The following is a 15,252-nucleotide window of genomic DNA, read 5'->3' as shown; positions in this document are numbered from 1 at the left end:
ATGAAGTTCGACACGCCAGCCACCACCAACCCGATCGACCGGGGCCGCGTCATCGGCATTCCCCATGACCGCATCGACGGCGCCGCGAAGGTCACCGGCACCGCGCCCTATGCCTATGAACGGCACGATGCCGCGCCCAACGCCGCCTATGGCTGGATCGTCGGGTCGGCCATCGCCAAGGGACGGATCAACGCCATGGACCTGCGGGCCGCTGAAGCCGCGCCCGGTGTGCTGGGCATCGTCACCCACCAGAATGCGGGGCCGCTCGGCAAAGGCAATATGAACACCGCCCATCTGCTGGGCGGTCCGCAGATCGAACATTATGAGCAGGCGGTGGCGCTGGTCATTGCCGACACGCTGGAAAATGCGCGCGACGCCGCCCGGCTCGTCCGCATCGATTATGCGCCGGATCAGGGCCGCTTCAACTTGGCGGCGGAGCGCGACAAGGGCGTTCCGCCCGAAGGCGGCTTCGGCGGCCCTGCTGATACCAAAGCGGGCGATTTCGAAGCCGGTTTCGCCAAGGCGGCGGTGAAGATCGACCAGCACTACACCACGCCCGACCAGAGCCATGCGATGATGGAGCCGCACGCGACCATCGCCGCCTGGAATGGCGACAAACTCACGCTCTGGACCTCTAACCAGATGATCGCCTGGAGCGTGGGCGAAATGGCGGCGACGCTGAAGATTCCGAAGGAGAATATCCGCCTCGTCTCACCCTATATCGGTGGCGGTTTCGGCGCGAAGCTGTTCCTGCGTGCCGATGCGCTGCTGGCGGCGCTGGGCGCGCGCATGGTCGGCCGCCCGGTGAAGGTCGCGATCGCCCGGCCGCAAATCCCCAACAACACCACTCACCGCCCCGCCACCATCCAGCGCATCCGCATCGGCGCCGACAGGCAGGGCGTGATCGACGCCATCGCGCATGAGGTCTGGTCGGGCGACCTGCCCGGCGGCGGCGCGGAGACGGCGGCGCAGCAGACGCGCCTGCTTTATCGCGGCCCCAATCGGCTGACGACGCATCGCCTGTCGACGCTGGACCTGCCGGAAGGCAACGCCATGCGCGCCCCGGGCGAGGCGGTGGGCCTGCTGGCGCTCGAAGTCGCGATGGACGAGCTGGCCGAGGCCTGCGGCGTCGATCCGGTCGAACTGCGCATCCGCAACGATGTGCAATATGATCCCGAAGCCGGGCCGCAGCGCCCCTTTTCCAGCCGCAAGCTGGTCGAATGCCTGCGCGAGGGCGCGGAACGTTTCGGCTGGAACCGCCGCAATCCGAAGCCTGGGCAGGTGCGCGATGGCCGCTGGCTGGTCGGCATGGGCGTCGCCTCCGCCTTCCGCAACAATCTGGTCACGAAGTCGGGTGCGCGCATCGGCGTCGATGCCAAGGGGCATGTGACGGTCGAAACCGACATGACCGACATCGGCACCGGCAGCTACACGATCATCGGCCAAACGGCGGCGGAAATGCTGGGCGTGCCGCTGGACGCCGTGACCGTGCGGCTGGGCGACAGCCGCTTTCCCGCGTCGTCCGGTTCGGGCGGCCAGTGGGGCGGGAACAGCTCAACCGCGGGCGTCTATGCCGCCGCCATGGCCCTGCGCGCCAAATTGGCCGAAAAGGCGGGCTTCCCGGTGGACAAGGCGCTGTTCGAGGATGGTCTGGTGCGCCTGGGCAACCAGTCCCAGCCGCTAGGGACGCTGGCGGGGCGCGAGGGCCTTTGGGCAGAGGACAGCATGGACTATGGCGACCTCACCAAACGCTATGCGCAGGCCACGTTCGGCGCGCATTTCTGCGAGGTGGGCGTCGACATCGACACCGCCGAAGTCCGCGTCCGCCGCATGGGCGGGGCCTTTGCCGCCGGGCGTATCCTCAATCCCAAATCGGCGCGCAGCCAGGTGATCGGCGCGATGACCATGGGCGTGGGCGCGGCGTTGATGGAGGAGCTGAGCGTCGACACGCGGTTCGGCTTCTTCGTCAACCACGACATGGCCGAATATCTGGTGCCGGTGCATGCCGACATCCCGCATCAGGACGTGCTGTTCATCGATGAACTGGACGACAAAAGCTCGCCCATGAAGGCCAAGGGCGTCGGTGAACTGGGCATTTGCGGGGCTGGCGCGGCGGTCGCCAACGCGATCTACAACGCCACGGGCGTGCGCCTGCGCGACTATCCGCTGACGATCGACAAGATTCTGGCGGCGTCAACCGGAAAAAGGGTCGCTTGAACTTCCTGCGCGGCGCCCCTAGTCCCTCTCCCAAAGAGAGGAAAGGGCGCCGATGAAATATCTTTCGCTGTCACTGGTTCTGGCCGCAATTCCGACGGTTGCGGCCGCCGGGACGGAGGCGTCCGACACGGACCGCATCGTCGTGACGGGGGAGGGGCTTTCCCTGCCGCCGGGGACGCCGGCCTATGGGTCGGTGATCATCGACCGGGACCGGCTGACCAACGGCGCTTCCGGCCGGATCGAGAGCGTGCTGGGCGATGTGGCCGGATTCCAGCAGTTCCGCCGTTCCGACAGCCGCTCCGCCAATCCTTCCGCCCAGGGAGCGACATTGCGCGCCTTGGGCGGCAACGCTTCCAGCCGGACGCTGGTGCTGCTGGACGGCGTGCCGATGGCCGATCCCTTTTTCGGCTATATCCCCTTCAGCGCACTGGTGCCCGACCGCCTGTCGGTGGTGCGGGTGACGCGCGGCGGCGGCATTGGGGCCTTCGGCGCGGGCGCGGTGGCCGGGACCATCGAACTCGCCAGCGCGACGCGGGATCAGCTTCCGACCTTCGGCGCCAGCGCCTTCTACGGCAGCAAGGATGCGACCGAACTGACCGCCAGCCTGACGCCGGATCTGGGCGGCGGCTATGTCTCGCTTTCGGGCCGCTGGGACCGGGGCGACGGCTTCCAGACCACGCCCCGGAACCAGCGCGTCGCCGCGACTTCGCCCGCCGCCTATGACGGCTGGTCGACCAATTTGCGGGCCGTCGCGCCCCTGTCCGCCACATCGGAGATCCAGTTCCGCGGCACCATCTTCCACGACGAGCGCACCCTGCGCTTCAAGGGCGCGGACAGCATGAGCGAAGGGCAGGACGCCAGCATCCGCTTCATATCCCGCGGTGCATGGCAGGTCGATGCGCTGGCCTATATCCAGGCGCGCAACTTCTCCAACATCGTGATCTCGGCATCCACCTTCCGCAAGTCGCTCGACCAGCGCAATACGCCCTCGACTGGCATTGGCGGCAAGATCGAGCTGCGCCCACCGGTCGGCCCCGACCATGTGCTGCGCATCGGGGCCGACACCCGCTTCGCCACCGGCGACATGTTCGAGGATGGCTATAACGCGAATATAGCGGCCAATCCGGTCACTTCCCGCCGTCATGCCGGCGGCGAGCAGATGACCACCGGCCTCTTTGCCGAGGATGACTGGACGCTGGGCCGGCTGGTCCTGACAGGCGGGGTGCGGGCGGATCGCTGGACGATCAGCAACGGCTTCTATCGCGCCACCGGCACCGGTGCGGCCAACAACAGCTTTGCCGACCGTTCGGACTGGCAGTTCTCCGGAAGGGCGGGCGCTCTCTACCGCATCAGCGATGCAGTCGCGCTACGCGGCGCGGCCTATAGCGGTTTCCGCCTGCCGACGCTGAACGAGCTATATCGGCCGTTCGTGGTCTTCCCGATCACGACCCGCGCCAATGCCGCGCTGACGCCCGAAAAGCTGAAGGGCGTGGAGGCGGGCATCGACCTCACGCCCATTCCGGGCCTGACCCTCTCCGCCACCGGCTTCATCAACCGGCTGGACGATGCCATAGCCAATGTCACCCTCACCAATGTCGCCAATACGCGCGAGCGGCAAAATGTCGACCGCATCACCGCCAAGGGGATCGAATTGACCGCCGTCGGCCGGGTGGACGACTTCCTGCTTTCGGCATCCTATGCCTATAGCCACAGCACCGTCCATGCGCCGGGCATGGGCTTTGACGGCCTCACCCCCGCGCAGAGCCCCCGTCATGCCGCGAGCGCCACGCTGGCCTGGGAGCCGGAGCAGGGACCGGCGCTTTCCGCGACGCTGCGCTATGTCGGCAAGCAATATGAGGATGACCTCCAGACCGATGTCTTGCCCGATGCGCTGACCGTCGATGCGGTGGCGCGCCTGCCGCTGGGCCATGGCGTCACCCTGGTTGCCCGGGGCGAGAATCTCTTCGATGAGGAAGTGATCACCCGCAACGCCGGAGGGTCCATCGACCTCGGCACCCCCCGGACGCTGTGGATCGGCTTCCGGTTCGCAAGCTAGAGCCGGTTTCGATCTGATGGAATCAGATCGCTGCTCCAGATTCCTTGTTTTGCGCGATTTCGCGGCAAGCGATCGGTTCCGGTCGCTTGCTGATCGCTTTAGGGCAACCCTCTGAAAAAGCCCGCTGGTTCCGCCGGGGCAAAGCTGTATGAGGTCCTCATGCGCTTTGCCCTTCTCCTCGCCCTGCCGTTTCTCGCCGCTGCGCCTGCCCAGGCCTGGGGACCGATCGGCCATCGCGTCACCGGCGCCATAGCCGACCGCAACCTGAGTGGCGCTGCACGCGCCCAGGTCCGCCTGCTGCTGGGGTCGGAAGATCTGGCCGAAGCGGCGACCTGGCCGGACGACATGCGGTCCGACCCCGCCGAATATTGGCGCAAGACGGCCAGCCCCTGGCATTATGTCACGGTGAGGGAGGGCGATCGTTACACCGCCGCGGACGCGCCGAAGGAGGGGGACGCGATGACGGCGCTGACCCGCTTTACGGCGACGCTTCGCGACCCCAAGGCGTCGCTGGACGACCGCCGCATGGCGCTGCGCTTCGTCGTTCACATCATTGGCGACCTGCATCAGCCGCTGCATGTCGGCGGTGGTGACGACCGGGGCGGCAATGATGTGAAGGTCACTTTCTTCGGCGCGCAGAGCAACCTGCATTCGGTCTGGGATTCCGGCCTGATCGACCAGCGCGCCCTGTCCTATTCGGAATATGCGGACTGGCTGTCGCGGTCGATCACGCCGGAACAGACGATTGCCTGGAGCCTGTGTGATCCGGACATCTGGACCCGCGAAAGCATCGCGCTGCGCAAGACCGTCTATCCGGCGGACCCGAACCTGTCCTGGGACTATGCCTATCGGCATCGCGCCGAGTTGGACGACCGGTTGCGGCGGGCAGGTGTCCGCATCGCCGCCTGCCTGAATGCGATTTTCGATTCGCCCCGGCAGCCCTAGGACCGGTCGACAGTCCGTTCATGGTCGACGACTCGGAATGGCGGTCGCGAAAAACAGGGGTTTTCCGCTCAATGTGAAAAATGCTCCGGGTTTCCGGACCGAATTGAAGCGCAGCGCGCTCCTGCGACCACTCTACCCCCGCTCCCGCAGCCGCTCCACGATGGCGCGCGCGGCCCGCGTGACATCGTCCCAGGTCATGTCGAAGCCGGCATCGTCCCCGAAATAGGGATCGGTCACGCCGCTCCCCTCGCGCCCTGGCACCAAATCCATCAGCAGCCGCACGTCCGCCGTCCCGTCCGAAGGCTGAATCCGCCGCAGATTCTTCAAATTTTCCGCATCCAGCGCGAAGACATGGTCGAACCGCCGGAAATCCCCCGCCGTCACCTGCCGCCCACGGTAGCCGGAAATGTCGATCCCATGCCGCAGCGCCACCGCCTGCGCGCGCCGGTCCGGCGGCGATCCGACATGCCAGTCGCCGGTACCCGCCGAATCCACCGTTACCGAAAGGCCCGCCCGCTCCGCCTCCGCACGCAACGCGGCTTCGGCCAGCGGCGATCGGCAGATATTCCCCAGGCACACGAACAGGACCGAAGCGCTCATCCCTCGGCCGCCGCCGTGCTCAGGCCCAGTTGCGGCACGCCGATCGACCGCCGCCCGCCGAAATCGGTGCGCGCCACGATCACGCCCAGCTTTTCCATATAATCGATCAACCGCCGCACGCGCCCCGGCGAACTGGTGCCATAGGCGCGCGCCAGCGCCACATCGTCGGGGCAGGGCAGCCCCTGCATCGCCGCCCGCGCAATCAGCAGGAAGGGAGCGAGCATATCCTCCGGCACAGGTTCGGCGGCCTTCATCGCATCGGCCCAGCGCGGGTCGGCGGCATCGAACATGCCCGCCTGCGCCATGGCGAATCGCTTGCGGAAAGCGGGCAGGTCGAGCGGCGGCTGGCGCAGTCCCTTCATCCGGCAGCGGACGCCGAAATCCTGATAGAGCGTCGACACGCTGGGCTGCGCCTCCCCCAGGTCCGCCACGATCTCCTCCAGCACGGCGATCACCACCGGCTCATTCTGGCCAAAGTCCAGTTCCGGCGCGGCGGGCTTGGCCGAAGGCGCGGCGGCAAGGGCGCGCATCAACTCCTCCGCAGGCAAGGCCGGCGGCTCGGCGCGGGGTGGAGGCGGGGGCAGCGCCTCTTCCTCGCCCGCGCCTGCGAACAGCAATTCCTGCAAATCCTCCGTCGCGGTGACGGGGGGCGGCATCAGCTTGTGCGTGCCGCCGCGCGTGCTGGTCTTCACCGACCCGATCTTCACCGCCACCGGCCGTCGACAGATGGCCGGGCCCAGCGCCAGAAAGCGGCCGCGCTCCAGATCGCGGATCTGCTCCGCCTGCCGCCGCTCCATGCCCAAAAGGTCCGCCGCCCGCGCCATGTCGATGTCGAGGAAGGTGCGCCCCATCAGGAAGTTCGATGCCTCGGCCGCGACATTCTTGGCGAGCTTCGCCAGCCGCTGCGTCGCGATCACGCCCGCCAGGCCGCGCTTGCGCCCCCGGCACATCAGGTTCGTCATGGCCGCCAGCGAAAGCCGCCGCGCCTCATCCGACACATCGCCCGCCGCCACGGGGGCGAACATCTGCGCCTCGTCCACCACCACCAGCGCGGGATACCAGTGGTCGCGCGGCGCGTCGAACAGCGTCGACAGGAAAGTCGCGGCGCATTTCATCTGCGCCTCCAGCTCCAGCGATTCCAGACTGAGCACCACGGATGCGCGATGCTCGCGTATGCGCATCGCCATCTTGACGATCTCGCGCTCATTATAGTCGCCCGCGTCGATCACCACATGGCCATATTCATCCGCCAGCGTGACGAAATCGCCCTCCGGATCGATCACGACCTGCTGGACCAGCGCGGCGCTTTCCTCCAGCAGGCGACGCAGCAGATGCGACTTGCCGGACCCTGAATTGCCCTGGACGAGCAGACGGGTGGCAAGCAATTCCTCGACATCGACCAAAACGGCATTGCCGTTGCTGTCATTTCCTATGCTGATGCTGGCGGTCACGGATTTCCTTTGGCCCATGGCGGGGGCTTCGCGCAAGTGCACAGAATAAGGATGCCGTCCTCCTGCCCCTCGCGGGATCACGTCACGCGATGCGGATTCCCTTGACCATCCCATTGTTGCGATGCAGCATCGATCCATCATGGCGACTCTTGCATCCTCTCCCGCTCCTGCGATCACGCAGAACCCGGACATCCGCTTTCTCGGTCGTTTGTTGGGCGACGTCATCCGCGCCTATGGCGGGGAGAAAATCTACAAGCAGACCGAATATATCCGCTCCGCCTCGGTCGATCGGGCGCGCGGCCTGCACGGCGCGGACGTGGTCGACACCGGACTCGACGCGCTGAGCCTCGACGACACGCTGAGCTTCGTGCGCGGCTTCATGCTCTTCTCGATGCTGGCCAATCTGGCCGAGGACCGCCAGGGCGTCGCTGCCGAGCCGGGGGCCGACGTCGCCTCCGCCGTCGAAAAGCTGCGGTCCCATGGAATAGAGCGCGAGGCGGTGCTCGACCTGCTGTCCCATGCCCTGATCGTGCCGGTCCTGACCGCTCACCCGACCGAGGTGCGGCGCAAGAGCATGATCGACCACAAGAACCGCATCGCGGACCTGATGCTGCTCAAGGACGGCGGCCGGACGGAAACCGATGAGGGCGAGAATCTGGACGAGGCGATCTTCCGCCAGATCGCGCTGCTGTGGCAGACCCGGCCGCTGCGCCGGGAAAAGCTGTTCGTCGCGGACGAGATCGAGAATGTCCTCGCTTATTTCCGCGACGTCTTCCTGCCCGTGCTGCCCGCCCTCTACGCCCGATGGGAACGGGTGCTGGGCGCGCGCCCGCAGAGTTTCCTGCGCGTCGGCAACTGGATCGGCGGCGACCGCGACGGCAATCCCTTCGTTCAGGCGCCGCAGCTTCGGCTCGCGCTCGCCAGGGGCTGCGAGGCTGCGCTGGGCTTTTATATGGATGCGCTCCACGCCCTTGGCGCGGAACTGTCGCTCTCGACCGAACTGGCCGATGTGTCGCAGGCCGTTCTGGACCTGGCCGACGCCAGCGGCGACGTCTCGCCCAGCCGTCAGGACGAGCCCTATCGCCGGGCGATTTCCGGCATCTATGCCCGTCTGGCCGCCACCTACCGGTCGCTGGTCGGCAAGGCGCCGTCCCGCCCCTCGGCGCTCAAGGGCGAACCCTATGCCAGCCCCGCCGACCTGCGCCGCGACCTGGTGACGGTCGCGCAGGGGCTGGCGAGCGAAGGCAATGGCGCTCTGGCGACCGGCGGCGCGCTTGGCCGCCTGATCCGCGCGGTCGAAACCTTCGGCTTCCATCTCGCCACGCTCGACATGCGGCAGAACAGCGATGTCCATCAGAGCGTGGTGGCCGAACTGCTGAAAGTCGCGGGGGTCGAAGCGGACTATGCCGGGCTCGACGAATATGCCCGCATCGCCCTGCTTCGGCGGGAGTTGGCGAACAACCGGCCGCTGGGCACGGCCTTTTTCGAATATTCGGAACAGACCGCGTCCGAACTCGCCATCGTCCATTCGGCGGCGGAGGCGCATCGCATCTACGGCCCGCAATGCATCACCCATTATATCATCTCCAAGGCGGAGAGCGTTTCCGACCTGCTCGAGGTGAACATCATCCTCAAGGAAGCGGGCCTGTGGCGCGCGGGCACGGAGGGCGCGCCGCCGCAGGCCGCGATCATGGCCGTGCCGCTGTTCGAAACCATCGCGGACCTTGAGGCCGCGCCCAAGATCATGGCCGCCTATTTCGGCCTGCCCGAAATAGGCGGCGTGGTGCGGGAACGCGGCCATCAGGAAGTGATGATCGGCTATTCCGACAGCAACAAGGACGGCGGCTACATCACCTCCACCTGGGGGCTGTTCCAGGCGAGCAAGGCGCTGGCCCCCGTCTTTGCCGAAGCGGGCACGGCGATGCAGCTATTCCATGGCCGCGGCGGCGCGGTCGGGCGCGGTGGCGGCTCCTCCTTCGCGGCGATACAGGCGCAGCCCAAGGGCACGGTGCAGGGTCGCATCCGCATCACCGAACAGGGGGAGGTGATCGCCGCCAAATTCGGCACCCGCGACGTCGCCATGACCAATTTGGAAGCGATGACCAGCGCGACCCTGCTCGCCAGTCTGGAACCCGAAGTCCTGTCCGATCGCGATGCCGCCCGCTTCGCCGCCGCCATGGACCAACTGTCGAAGACCGCCTTCGCCGCCTATCGCGATCTTGTTTATGGTACTGAGGGCTTCAAGGAATTCTTCCGGCAATTGACCCCGATCCAGGAAATCTCCGGCCTCAAGATCGGCTCCCGTCCGGCCAGCCGCACCAAGAGCACCCGGATCGAGGATTTGCGCGCCATCCCCTGGGTGTTCAGCTGGGCGCAGGCGCGGGTGATGCTGCCGGGCTGGTATGGGGTCGGCCACGCGCTTTCCGCCTTCGAGGACAAGGCGCTGCTGGCCGACATGGCGCAGCACTGGTCCTTCCTGCAATCGGCGCTCGCCAATCTGGAGATGGTGCTGGCCAAGTCCGATCTGGGTATCGCTGCTCACTATCTGCCGCTGGTCGAGGATCAGGCGCGGGGCGCGGAGATTTTCGACCGCATCCGCGATGGTTGGGACATGGCCCATGACGGCTTGCTCGCCGCCACCGCCCAGTCGCGGCTGCTGGAGAAGAATCCCAAGCTCGACACGTCGATCCGCCTGCGCCTGCCCTATATCGAGCCGCTGAACCTTCTTCAGGTCGAACTGATGAAGCGCCACCGCAGCGGTGAGGACGACCCGCGCATCAAGGAAGGCATAGAATTGTCGATCAACGCGATCGCCACGGCGCTGAGGAATAGCGGATAGGGGTGGATTCCTGCCATTCCCCCTCCCGCAGGCGGGAGGGGGCTAGGGGGTGGGCTGGCGCGGCACCTGCGCTGTTTTGCAACGGCTAAGTCAGAAGCTCGCTACGCTCGCGCCCACCCCTAACCCCTCCCGTTTACGGGAGGGGAAGGTCCTGAATTGGCCAGTTCCCGCCCCGGATCGCCCCACCTTCTACTTCCGCGGAATCCTTCGTGCGCTGGCCAGATGATGGGCGTGCGTGATCGCTACGGCCAGGGCGTCCGAGGCATCGGGTCCGGCGATCTTTGCGCCGGGGAGGAGGCGGGAGACCATGGCGTGGACCTGCTCCTTCGATGCATTGCCGACGCCGACCACGGATTTCTTGACGAGCCGGGCGGCATATTCGCCCACTTCCATGCCGGATCGCGAAGCCGCCAGCAGCACCACGCCACGGGCCTGGCCGAGTTTGAGCGTCGATTGCGGGTTCACGTTGAGGAACACCTCTTCGACAGCCGCGCCATTGGGTTGATGTTCGAGGATGAGGTCGGTCAGCGCCAGATCGAGCACCAGCAGCCGGCTGGCCAGCGCCATGCCTGAATCGGTCTTGATCTGGCCGTTGGAGATATGGGTGAGGCGGTTGCCATCCGCGGCGATCAGGCCCCAGCCGGTCGTGCCAAGGCCCGGGTCCAGGCCCAGGATGATCATGATATTCCCCTCGTCCCTTCACGGGAGAGGACAGGGTGGCTCGCCGGTCCGCCGGACGGGCACGTCTGGAGGGAGACCGGACCGGGCGCGTCGGCTGCCGCGCCCTCCCGGCTTCGCCCGAGCGGCAGGGCCGCCAGGGCTTCGCATCCCTCTCCCCGCAGGGGAGAGGGAAGGGGAAGGATCAACCCAGCTTCTCCATGACTTCGTCGGAAACTTCGTAATTGCCCCAGACGGTCTGGACGTCGTCATCGTCTTCCAGCGTGTCGACCAGCTTCATCAGCGTCGCCGCATTGCTCTCGTCCACCTCGACGGTGGTCTGCGGCTTCCAGGCGAGCTTGGCGCCTTCGGCCGGACCGAGCTTGGCCTCCAGCGCCCTGGCGACTTCGTGCAGCGCGTCCATGGCGGTCCAGATCTCATGCTCGTCCTCGTTCGAGGAGACGTCGTCCGCACCCGCTTCCAGCGCCGCTTCGAAGATCGCGTCGGCATCGCCCGCGCTCGCCGGATAGGTGATGAGGCCCATGCGGTCGAAACCGTGGCTGACCGCGCCCGAAGCGCCCAGATTGCCGCCATTCTTGGAAAAGGCCGTGCGGACGTTGGTCGCGGTGCGGTTGCGGTTGTCGGTCAGCGCCTCGACGATGATGGCCACGCCGCCGGGACCATAGCCCTCGTAACGGATTTCCTCGTAATTCTCCATGTCGCCGCCGATCGCCTTGTCGATCGCGCGCTGGATATTGTCCTTTGGCATGGACTGCGCCTTGGCGGCGTTGACCGCAAGGCGGAGGCGCGGGTTCATGTCCGGGTCGGGCATGCCCATCTTCGCCGCCACGGTGATTTCGCGCGACAGCTTGGAGAACATCGAGGAGCGCTTCTTGTCCTGCGCGCCCTTGCGATGCATGATGTTCTTGAATTTGCTATGGCCGGCCACGGCCTGCTCCTGACTTGTCTGTTTGTTCGATGCGGGCTCTCTAGCGAGCGCGCCCTCGATGCGCAATGTCAGACGAGGATCGCGGTGCCCGAGGCGGTCACCATCAGCATCGACCCGCTGGACCCGACGGTCTCATAATCCAGGTCGACGCCGACGACCGCATTGGCGCCCAGCGCCACGGCGCGGGTGCGCATTTCCGCGATCGCCTGTTCGCGGGCACGCTGGAGCACGTCCTCATAGGCGCCAGAGCGCCCGCCGACGATGTCGCGCACGCTGGCGAACAGGTCGCGGAACAGGTTTGCGCCCACGATCACCTCGCCGGTGACGATGCCGAGATATTCCTTCGCAGGCCGGCCTTCCAGCGAAGGGGTGGTGCTGACGATGATCCCGGTCATGGACGCTCTCCCCGCGCTGCGATTTATTCGATGCCCAGCGCCGTCTTGTATGTTTCCAGCAGCGCTTCGGCTTCCATGCGGGCATTGCGCTCCATCTTGCGCAGGCGGACGATGGACCGCATCGTCTTCACGTCATAGCCATTGGCCTTCGCCTCCAGATAGACGTCCTTTATATCGTCCGCGATGCCCTTCTTTTCCTCTTCCAGGCGCTCGATGCGCTCGATGAAGAGGCGTAGCTGTTCGGCGGCGACATTGCCATCGCTCATGGGAATCTCCAGTAAATGTGAATCGGTTGATGAATCGGTCGGCGCCTGCCTCTAATGATTGTCGGCGTTCTTCGCCACACTCTCCTGCATGCGGGCGATCTGTTCCGGCGTCGCCTCGCCCTGATGGCGGGATTTCCATTCGGCAAAGGGCATGCCATGGATGATCTCCCGCGCTTCCTCCCTGCCGATCGTGCCGTCCGCCTCCGCGATCCAGTCGGCCAGGCAGTTGCGGCAGAAGCCCGCCGTTCCCATCAGGTCGATATTCTGGACATCGGTGCGGTGCTGCAAATGCGCCACCAGCCGTCGGAAGGCGGTTGCGGCAACCGCATCACTGAGTATGTTATCGCTCACGGCGAACCTTTCGCTGATCATCATCCTGTCGTGCAGCACGGATAATCGAAAACCGCGCCCTGGCAAACCAGAGGCGACCATGACGGCCAGGAGACAAGAGGAATGACGAAATTACCGCCCCGTTCGCGCAAGGTCCGCATATTGGCGACCCTTGGCCCCGCGAGCGACAGCCCGGAAATGATCCGGGCGCTGTTCGTCGCCGGGGCCGACGCTTTCCGCATCAATATGAGCCATGGCGCGCATGAGGATCATGCCGCGCGCATCGCGACGATCCGGGCGCTGGAAAAGGAATTCGGACGTCCTACGACAATCCTGGGCGACCTTCAGGGGCCGAAGCTGCGCGTCGGGACCTTCGATCGCGGGCTGGCGGTGCTGGAAACGGGCGCGGCCTTCGTGTTCGACAGCGATCCTGCGCCGGGCGATGCGACGCGGGTCAACCTGCCCCATCCGGAGATCTATGCGGCTCTGGTGCCCGAAACCCGGCTGTTGCTGGACGACGGCAAGATGGTGCTGCGGGTCAAGAAGGTGGCGGAGGATCGCATCGACACGGTGGTCGAGGTCGGCGGTACCCTTTCCAACCGCAAGGGCGTGAACGTGCCCGATGTGGTCGTGCCGGTGCCGGCGCTGACCGAAAAGGACCGGCGCGACCTGAGCTTCGCGGTCGAGCAGGGCTGCGACTGGATCGCCCTGAGCTTCGTCCAGCGGCCGGAGGACCTAGCCGAGGCGCGCAAGCTGATGGGCGGCTATGGCGCATTGATGGCGAAGATCGAGAAGCCGGCGGCTGTCCAGCGGCTGGAGGAGATCATCGAACTGGCCGACGGCGTGATGGTGGCGCGGGGCGACCTTGGCGTGGAACTGCCGCCCCAGGCGGTGCCGCCGCTGCAGAAGCAGATCGTGGCGACCGCGCGCCGCATGGGTCGGCCCGTCGTGGTGGCGACGCAGATGCTGGAATCCATGATCAAGGCGCCGACGCCCACCCGCGCCGAAGTGTCCGATGTCGCGACCGCGGTCTATGACGGGGCCGACGCGATCATGCTGTCGGCGGAAACGGCGGCGGGCGACTGGCCGGTCGAGGCGGTGACGATGATGGACAGCATCGCCCATAGCGTGGAGCGCGACCCGGGCTATTTCGGGCGGCTGCACTATACCGAGACGAAGCCCGATCCCACCACCGCCGATGCGCTGGCGGAGGGCGCCGGCAGCATCGTGTCCGTCGTCGGGGCGAGCGCGATAACCTGCTTCACCTCTTCGGGCAGCACCGTGCGCCGCGTGGCGCGCGAGCGGCCGATGACACCGATCCTGGCGCTGACGCCCCGGCAGGATACGGCGCGCAAGCTGGGGCTGACCTGGGGCGTGCATGCCGTCCGGACCAAGGACATCGGCACGTTCGAGGAGATGATCGGCAAGGCCCGCCGCATGGCGCTGCGCCACGATATGGTCGAGAAGGGCGGCAAGATCGTCGTGCTGGCCGGCGTGCCTTTCGGGACGCCGGGGTCGACCAATGTGCTGCATGTGGCCGCGATTCGCGGAGATGAGCTGAGGGGCCGGGACGAGGGCTGAATGCCGATCGCTCCTAAGGGTCGTGCTCCTGCCTTCGCAGGGGCACGTCCAGCTTAGACGGTTGGGCTTCGAAGCAACGCCAGCTCTGCCAGTTCCCGGCGCAGCGTCGCCGCATCGCGGAACAGGTGGCCGCGCATGCCTTCCGCCTCGGCCGCCAGGACATTTTCCTCGCGGTCATCAATGAACAGCGCCTGTTCCGCGCTCAAACCGAATCGCTCCAGCGCCAGCCGGTAGATCGCGGGGTCGGGCTTCACCAGCTTTTCCGCGCCGGAGACCACGATGTCGCGGAAGGGGGCGAACAGCGCCGACTCCCGAGCATGGAATGGCGCCCAGAATTCATGGCTGAAATTGGTGATGGCGAAGAGCGGAATGCCGCCCTCGTGCAATTCAAGGACGATCTCCGGCATGCCCTCGACTGCCGGTCCTACGCTGTCGATGAACTTCTCGCCCCAGAGGCGAATCAGCGCCGCATGTTCGGGATGGCGCGCGATCAGCTCTGCGCTGGTTTCCGCGAAGGGGCGGCCCTGGTCATGCTGGAAGTGCCAGTCCAGCGTCACCACGTCGCGGAGAAACGCATCGAGCGCCCGATCGTCATCGATCAGGCGCTCGTACAGAACCCTTGGGGTCCAGTGATACAAGACATTGCCAACGTCAAAGACGACGGCGGCAATATCCGCCATGAATCAGCCCTGGCGGGCCTTGAAGCGGCGGTTGGTCTTGTTGATGACATAGGTGCGGCCGCGACGGCGGATCACGCGGTTGTCCCGGTGACGGCCCTTGAGCGACTTGAGCGAATTGCGGATCTTCATGGAACCAGCCTTTGAATGAATCTTGCGTGATCGAAAATCGAAGCGCAGCCCCTATGGGCGGGACGGCTGAAAGTCAAGGGCGGCCGCCCGCTTTTCGCTCCATCGCCGCGCCGTTCATCCTGCATGCAGCAAATCCGTGGCTTGACGCTTTTAAGGG

The 15,252-nt window shown here is 66.2% G+C and carries 14 protein-coding genes; 5 read left to right on the top strand and 9 right to left on the bottom strand.

Annotated features, from left to right (window positions below; translation table 11 throughout):
- From paoC to TZ53_RS03185, 3 genes are all read left to right on the top strand, one after another.
- Positions 1 to 2,217: an aldehyde oxidoreductase molybdenum-binding subunit PaoC gene (paoC, locus tag TZ53_RS03195; protein WP_044660386.1), complete on the top strand. Its 2,217-nt coding sequence runs from the start codon at positions 1 to 3 to the stop codon at positions 2,215 to 2,217.
- Between the two features lie 52 nt (positions 2,218 to 2,269).
- Positions 2,270 to 4,273 carry a TonB-dependent receptor gene (locus TZ53_RS03190; protein ID WP_044660385.1) on the top strand — a complete coding sequence of 668 codons (2,004 nt, stop codon included), beginning with the start codon at positions 2,270 to 2,272 and terminating at the stop codon, positions 4,271 to 4,273.
- 159 nt (positions 4,274 to 4,432) lie between these two features.
- Positions 4,433 to 5,218: a S1/P1 nuclease gene (locus TZ53_RS03185; RefSeq protein WP_044660384.1), complete on the top strand. Its 786-nt coding sequence runs from the start codon at positions 4,433 to 4,435 to the stop codon at positions 5,216 to 5,218.
- Between the two features lie 132 nt (positions 5,219 to 5,350).
- Here the strand turns inward: TZ53_RS03185 and TZ53_RS03180 are convergent, their stop codons facing one another.
- Complete coding sequence (locus TZ53_RS03180; RefSeq protein ID WP_044660383.1) at positions 5,351 to 5,818, bottom strand: low molecular weight protein-tyrosine-phosphatase; 468 nt, start codon at positions 5,816 to 5,818, stop codon at positions 5,351 to 5,353.
- Entirely contained in the window at positions 5,815 to 7,269 is a 1,455-nt protein-coding gene (locus TZ53_RS03175; protein WP_044662822.1) for an ATP-binding protein, read from the bottom strand. Before TZ53_RS03175 ends, TZ53_RS03180 begins: the two co-directional genes overlap by 4 nt.
- 139 nt (positions 7,270 to 7,408) lie before the next feature.
- On the opposite strand from TZ53_RS03175, the gene ppc reads away from it, so the two are divergent.
- On the top strand, positions 7,409 to 10,108 hold the full coding sequence (gene ppc / locus TZ53_RS03170) for a phosphoenolpyruvate carboxylase (protein WP_044662821.1): 2,700 nt from the start codon (positions 7,409 to 7,411) through the stop codon (positions 10,106 to 10,108).
- 189 nt (positions 10,109 to 10,297) lie between these two features.
- On the opposite strand, the gene ruvC is transcribed toward ppc, so the two are convergent.
- The 5 genes from ruvC to TZ53_RS03145 form a co-directional block, all read right to left on the bottom strand.
- Positions 10,298 to 10,789 carry a crossover junction endodeoxyribonuclease RuvC gene (ruvC, locus tag TZ53_RS03165; protein WP_025547533.1) on the bottom strand — a complete coding sequence of 164 codons (492 nt, stop codon included), beginning with the start codon at positions 10,787 to 10,789 and terminating at the stop codon, positions 10,298 to 10,300.
- 181 nt (positions 10,790 to 10,970) lie between these two features.
- Positions 10,971 to 11,714, bottom strand: coding sequence for a YebC/PmpR family DNA-binding transcriptional regulator (locus TZ53_RS03160; RefSeq protein WP_007688711.1), 744 nt, complete (start codon positions 11,712 to 11,714; stop codon positions 10,971 to 10,973).
- A gap of 68 nt (positions 11,715 to 11,782) precedes the next feature.
- The gene (locus TZ53_RS03155; protein WP_170825568.1) at positions 11,783 to 12,109 is read right to left on the bottom strand and encodes a heavy metal-binding domain-containing protein; all 327 of its coding nucleotides are present in this window, start codon (positions 12,107 to 12,109) and stop codon (positions 11,783 to 11,785) included.
- 23 nt (positions 12,110 to 12,132) lie between these two features.
- Positions 12,133 to 12,375: a DUF2312 domain-containing protein gene (locus TZ53_RS03150; protein ID WP_007688707.1), complete on the bottom strand. Its 243-nt coding sequence runs from the start codon at positions 12,373 to 12,375 to the stop codon at positions 12,133 to 12,135.
- A gap of 51 nt (positions 12,376 to 12,426) precedes the next feature.
- On the bottom strand, positions 12,427 to 12,726 hold the full coding sequence (locus TZ53_RS03145; RefSeq protein WP_025547525.1) for a DUF1244 domain-containing protein: 300 nt from the start codon (positions 12,724 to 12,726) through the stop codon (positions 12,427 to 12,429).
- Positions 12,727 to 12,828: 102 nt separating this feature from the next.
- On the opposite strand from TZ53_RS03145, the gene pyk reads away from it, so the two are divergent.
- Entirely contained in the window at positions 12,829 to 14,286 is a 1,458-nt protein-coding gene (gene pyk / locus TZ53_RS03140) for a pyruvate kinase (protein WP_025547524.1), read from the top strand.
- Between the two features lie 53 nt (positions 14,287 to 14,339).
- Here pyk and TZ53_RS03135 read toward each other — a convergent pair whose 3' ends face one another.
- Both TZ53_RS03135 and ykgO read right to left on the bottom strand, forming a co-directional pair.
- Complete coding sequence (locus tag TZ53_RS03135; RefSeq protein ID WP_025547522.1) at positions 14,340 to 14,966, bottom strand: HAD family hydrolase; 627 nt, start codon at positions 14,964 to 14,966, stop codon at positions 14,340 to 14,342.
- A 3-nt stretch (positions 14,967 to 14,969) separates the two neighbouring features.
- Positions 14,970 to 15,095, bottom strand: coding sequence for a type B 50S ribosomal protein L36 (ykgO, locus tag TZ53_RS03130; RefSeq protein ID WP_004210176.1), 126 nt, complete (start codon positions 15,093 to 15,095; stop codon positions 14,970 to 14,972).
- Between the last annotated feature and the right edge of the window lie 157 nt (positions 15,096 to 15,252).

It is taken from the genome of Sphingobium sp. YBL2 (genome assembly GCF_000943805.1).
GTDB lineage: Bacteria > Pseudomonadota > Alphaproteobacteria > Sphingomonadales > Sphingomonadaceae > Sphingobium > Sphingobium fuliginis.
This window is presented reverse-complemented; position numbering and strand designations above follow the sequence as displayed.

Bases quoted from the DNA above. Each gene is read 5' to 3' on its own strand.
- paoC (WP_044660386.1), top strand. From the start codon at position 1: ATGAAGTTCGACACGCCAGCCACCACCAACCCGATCGACCGGGGCCGC.
- TZ53_RS03190 (WP_044660385.1), top strand. From the start codon at position 2,270: ATGAAATATCTTTCGCTGTCACTGGTTCTGGCCGCAATTCCGACGGTT.
- TZ53_RS03185 (WP_044660384.1), top strand. From the start codon at position 4,433: ATGCGCTTTGCCCTTCTCCTCGCCCTGCCGTTTCTCGCCGCTGCGCCT.
- TZ53_RS03180 (WP_044660383.1), bottom strand. From the start codon at position 5,818: ATGAGCGCTTCGGTCCTGTTCGTGTGCCTGGGGAATATCTGCCGATCG.
- ppc (WP_044662821.1), top strand. From the start codon at position 7,409: ATGGCGACTCTTGCATCCTCTCCCGCTCCTGCGATCACGCAGAACCCG.
- ruvC (WP_025547533.1), bottom strand. From the start codon at position 10,789: ATGATCATCCTGGGCCTGGACCCGGGCCTTGGCACGACCGGCTGGGGC.
- TZ53_RS03155 (WP_170825568.1), bottom strand. From the start codon at position 12,109: ATGACCGGGATCATCGTCAGCACCACCCCTTCGCTGGAAGGCCGGCCT.
- TZ53_RS03150 (WP_007688707.1), bottom strand. From the start codon at position 12,375: ATGAGCGATGGCAATGTCGCCGCCGAACAGCTACGCCTCTTCATCGAG.
- pyk (WP_025547524.1), top strand. From the start codon at position 12,829: ATGACGAAATTACCGCCCCGTTCGCGCAAGGTCCGCATATTGGCGACC.
- TZ53_RS03135 (WP_025547522.1), bottom strand. From the start codon at position 14,966: ATGGCGGATATTGCCGCCGTCGTCTTTGACGTTGGCAATGTCTTGTAT.
- ykgO (WP_004210176.1), bottom strand. From the start codon at position 15,095: ATGAAGATCCGCAATTCGCTCAAGTCGCTCAAGGGCCGTCACCGGGAC.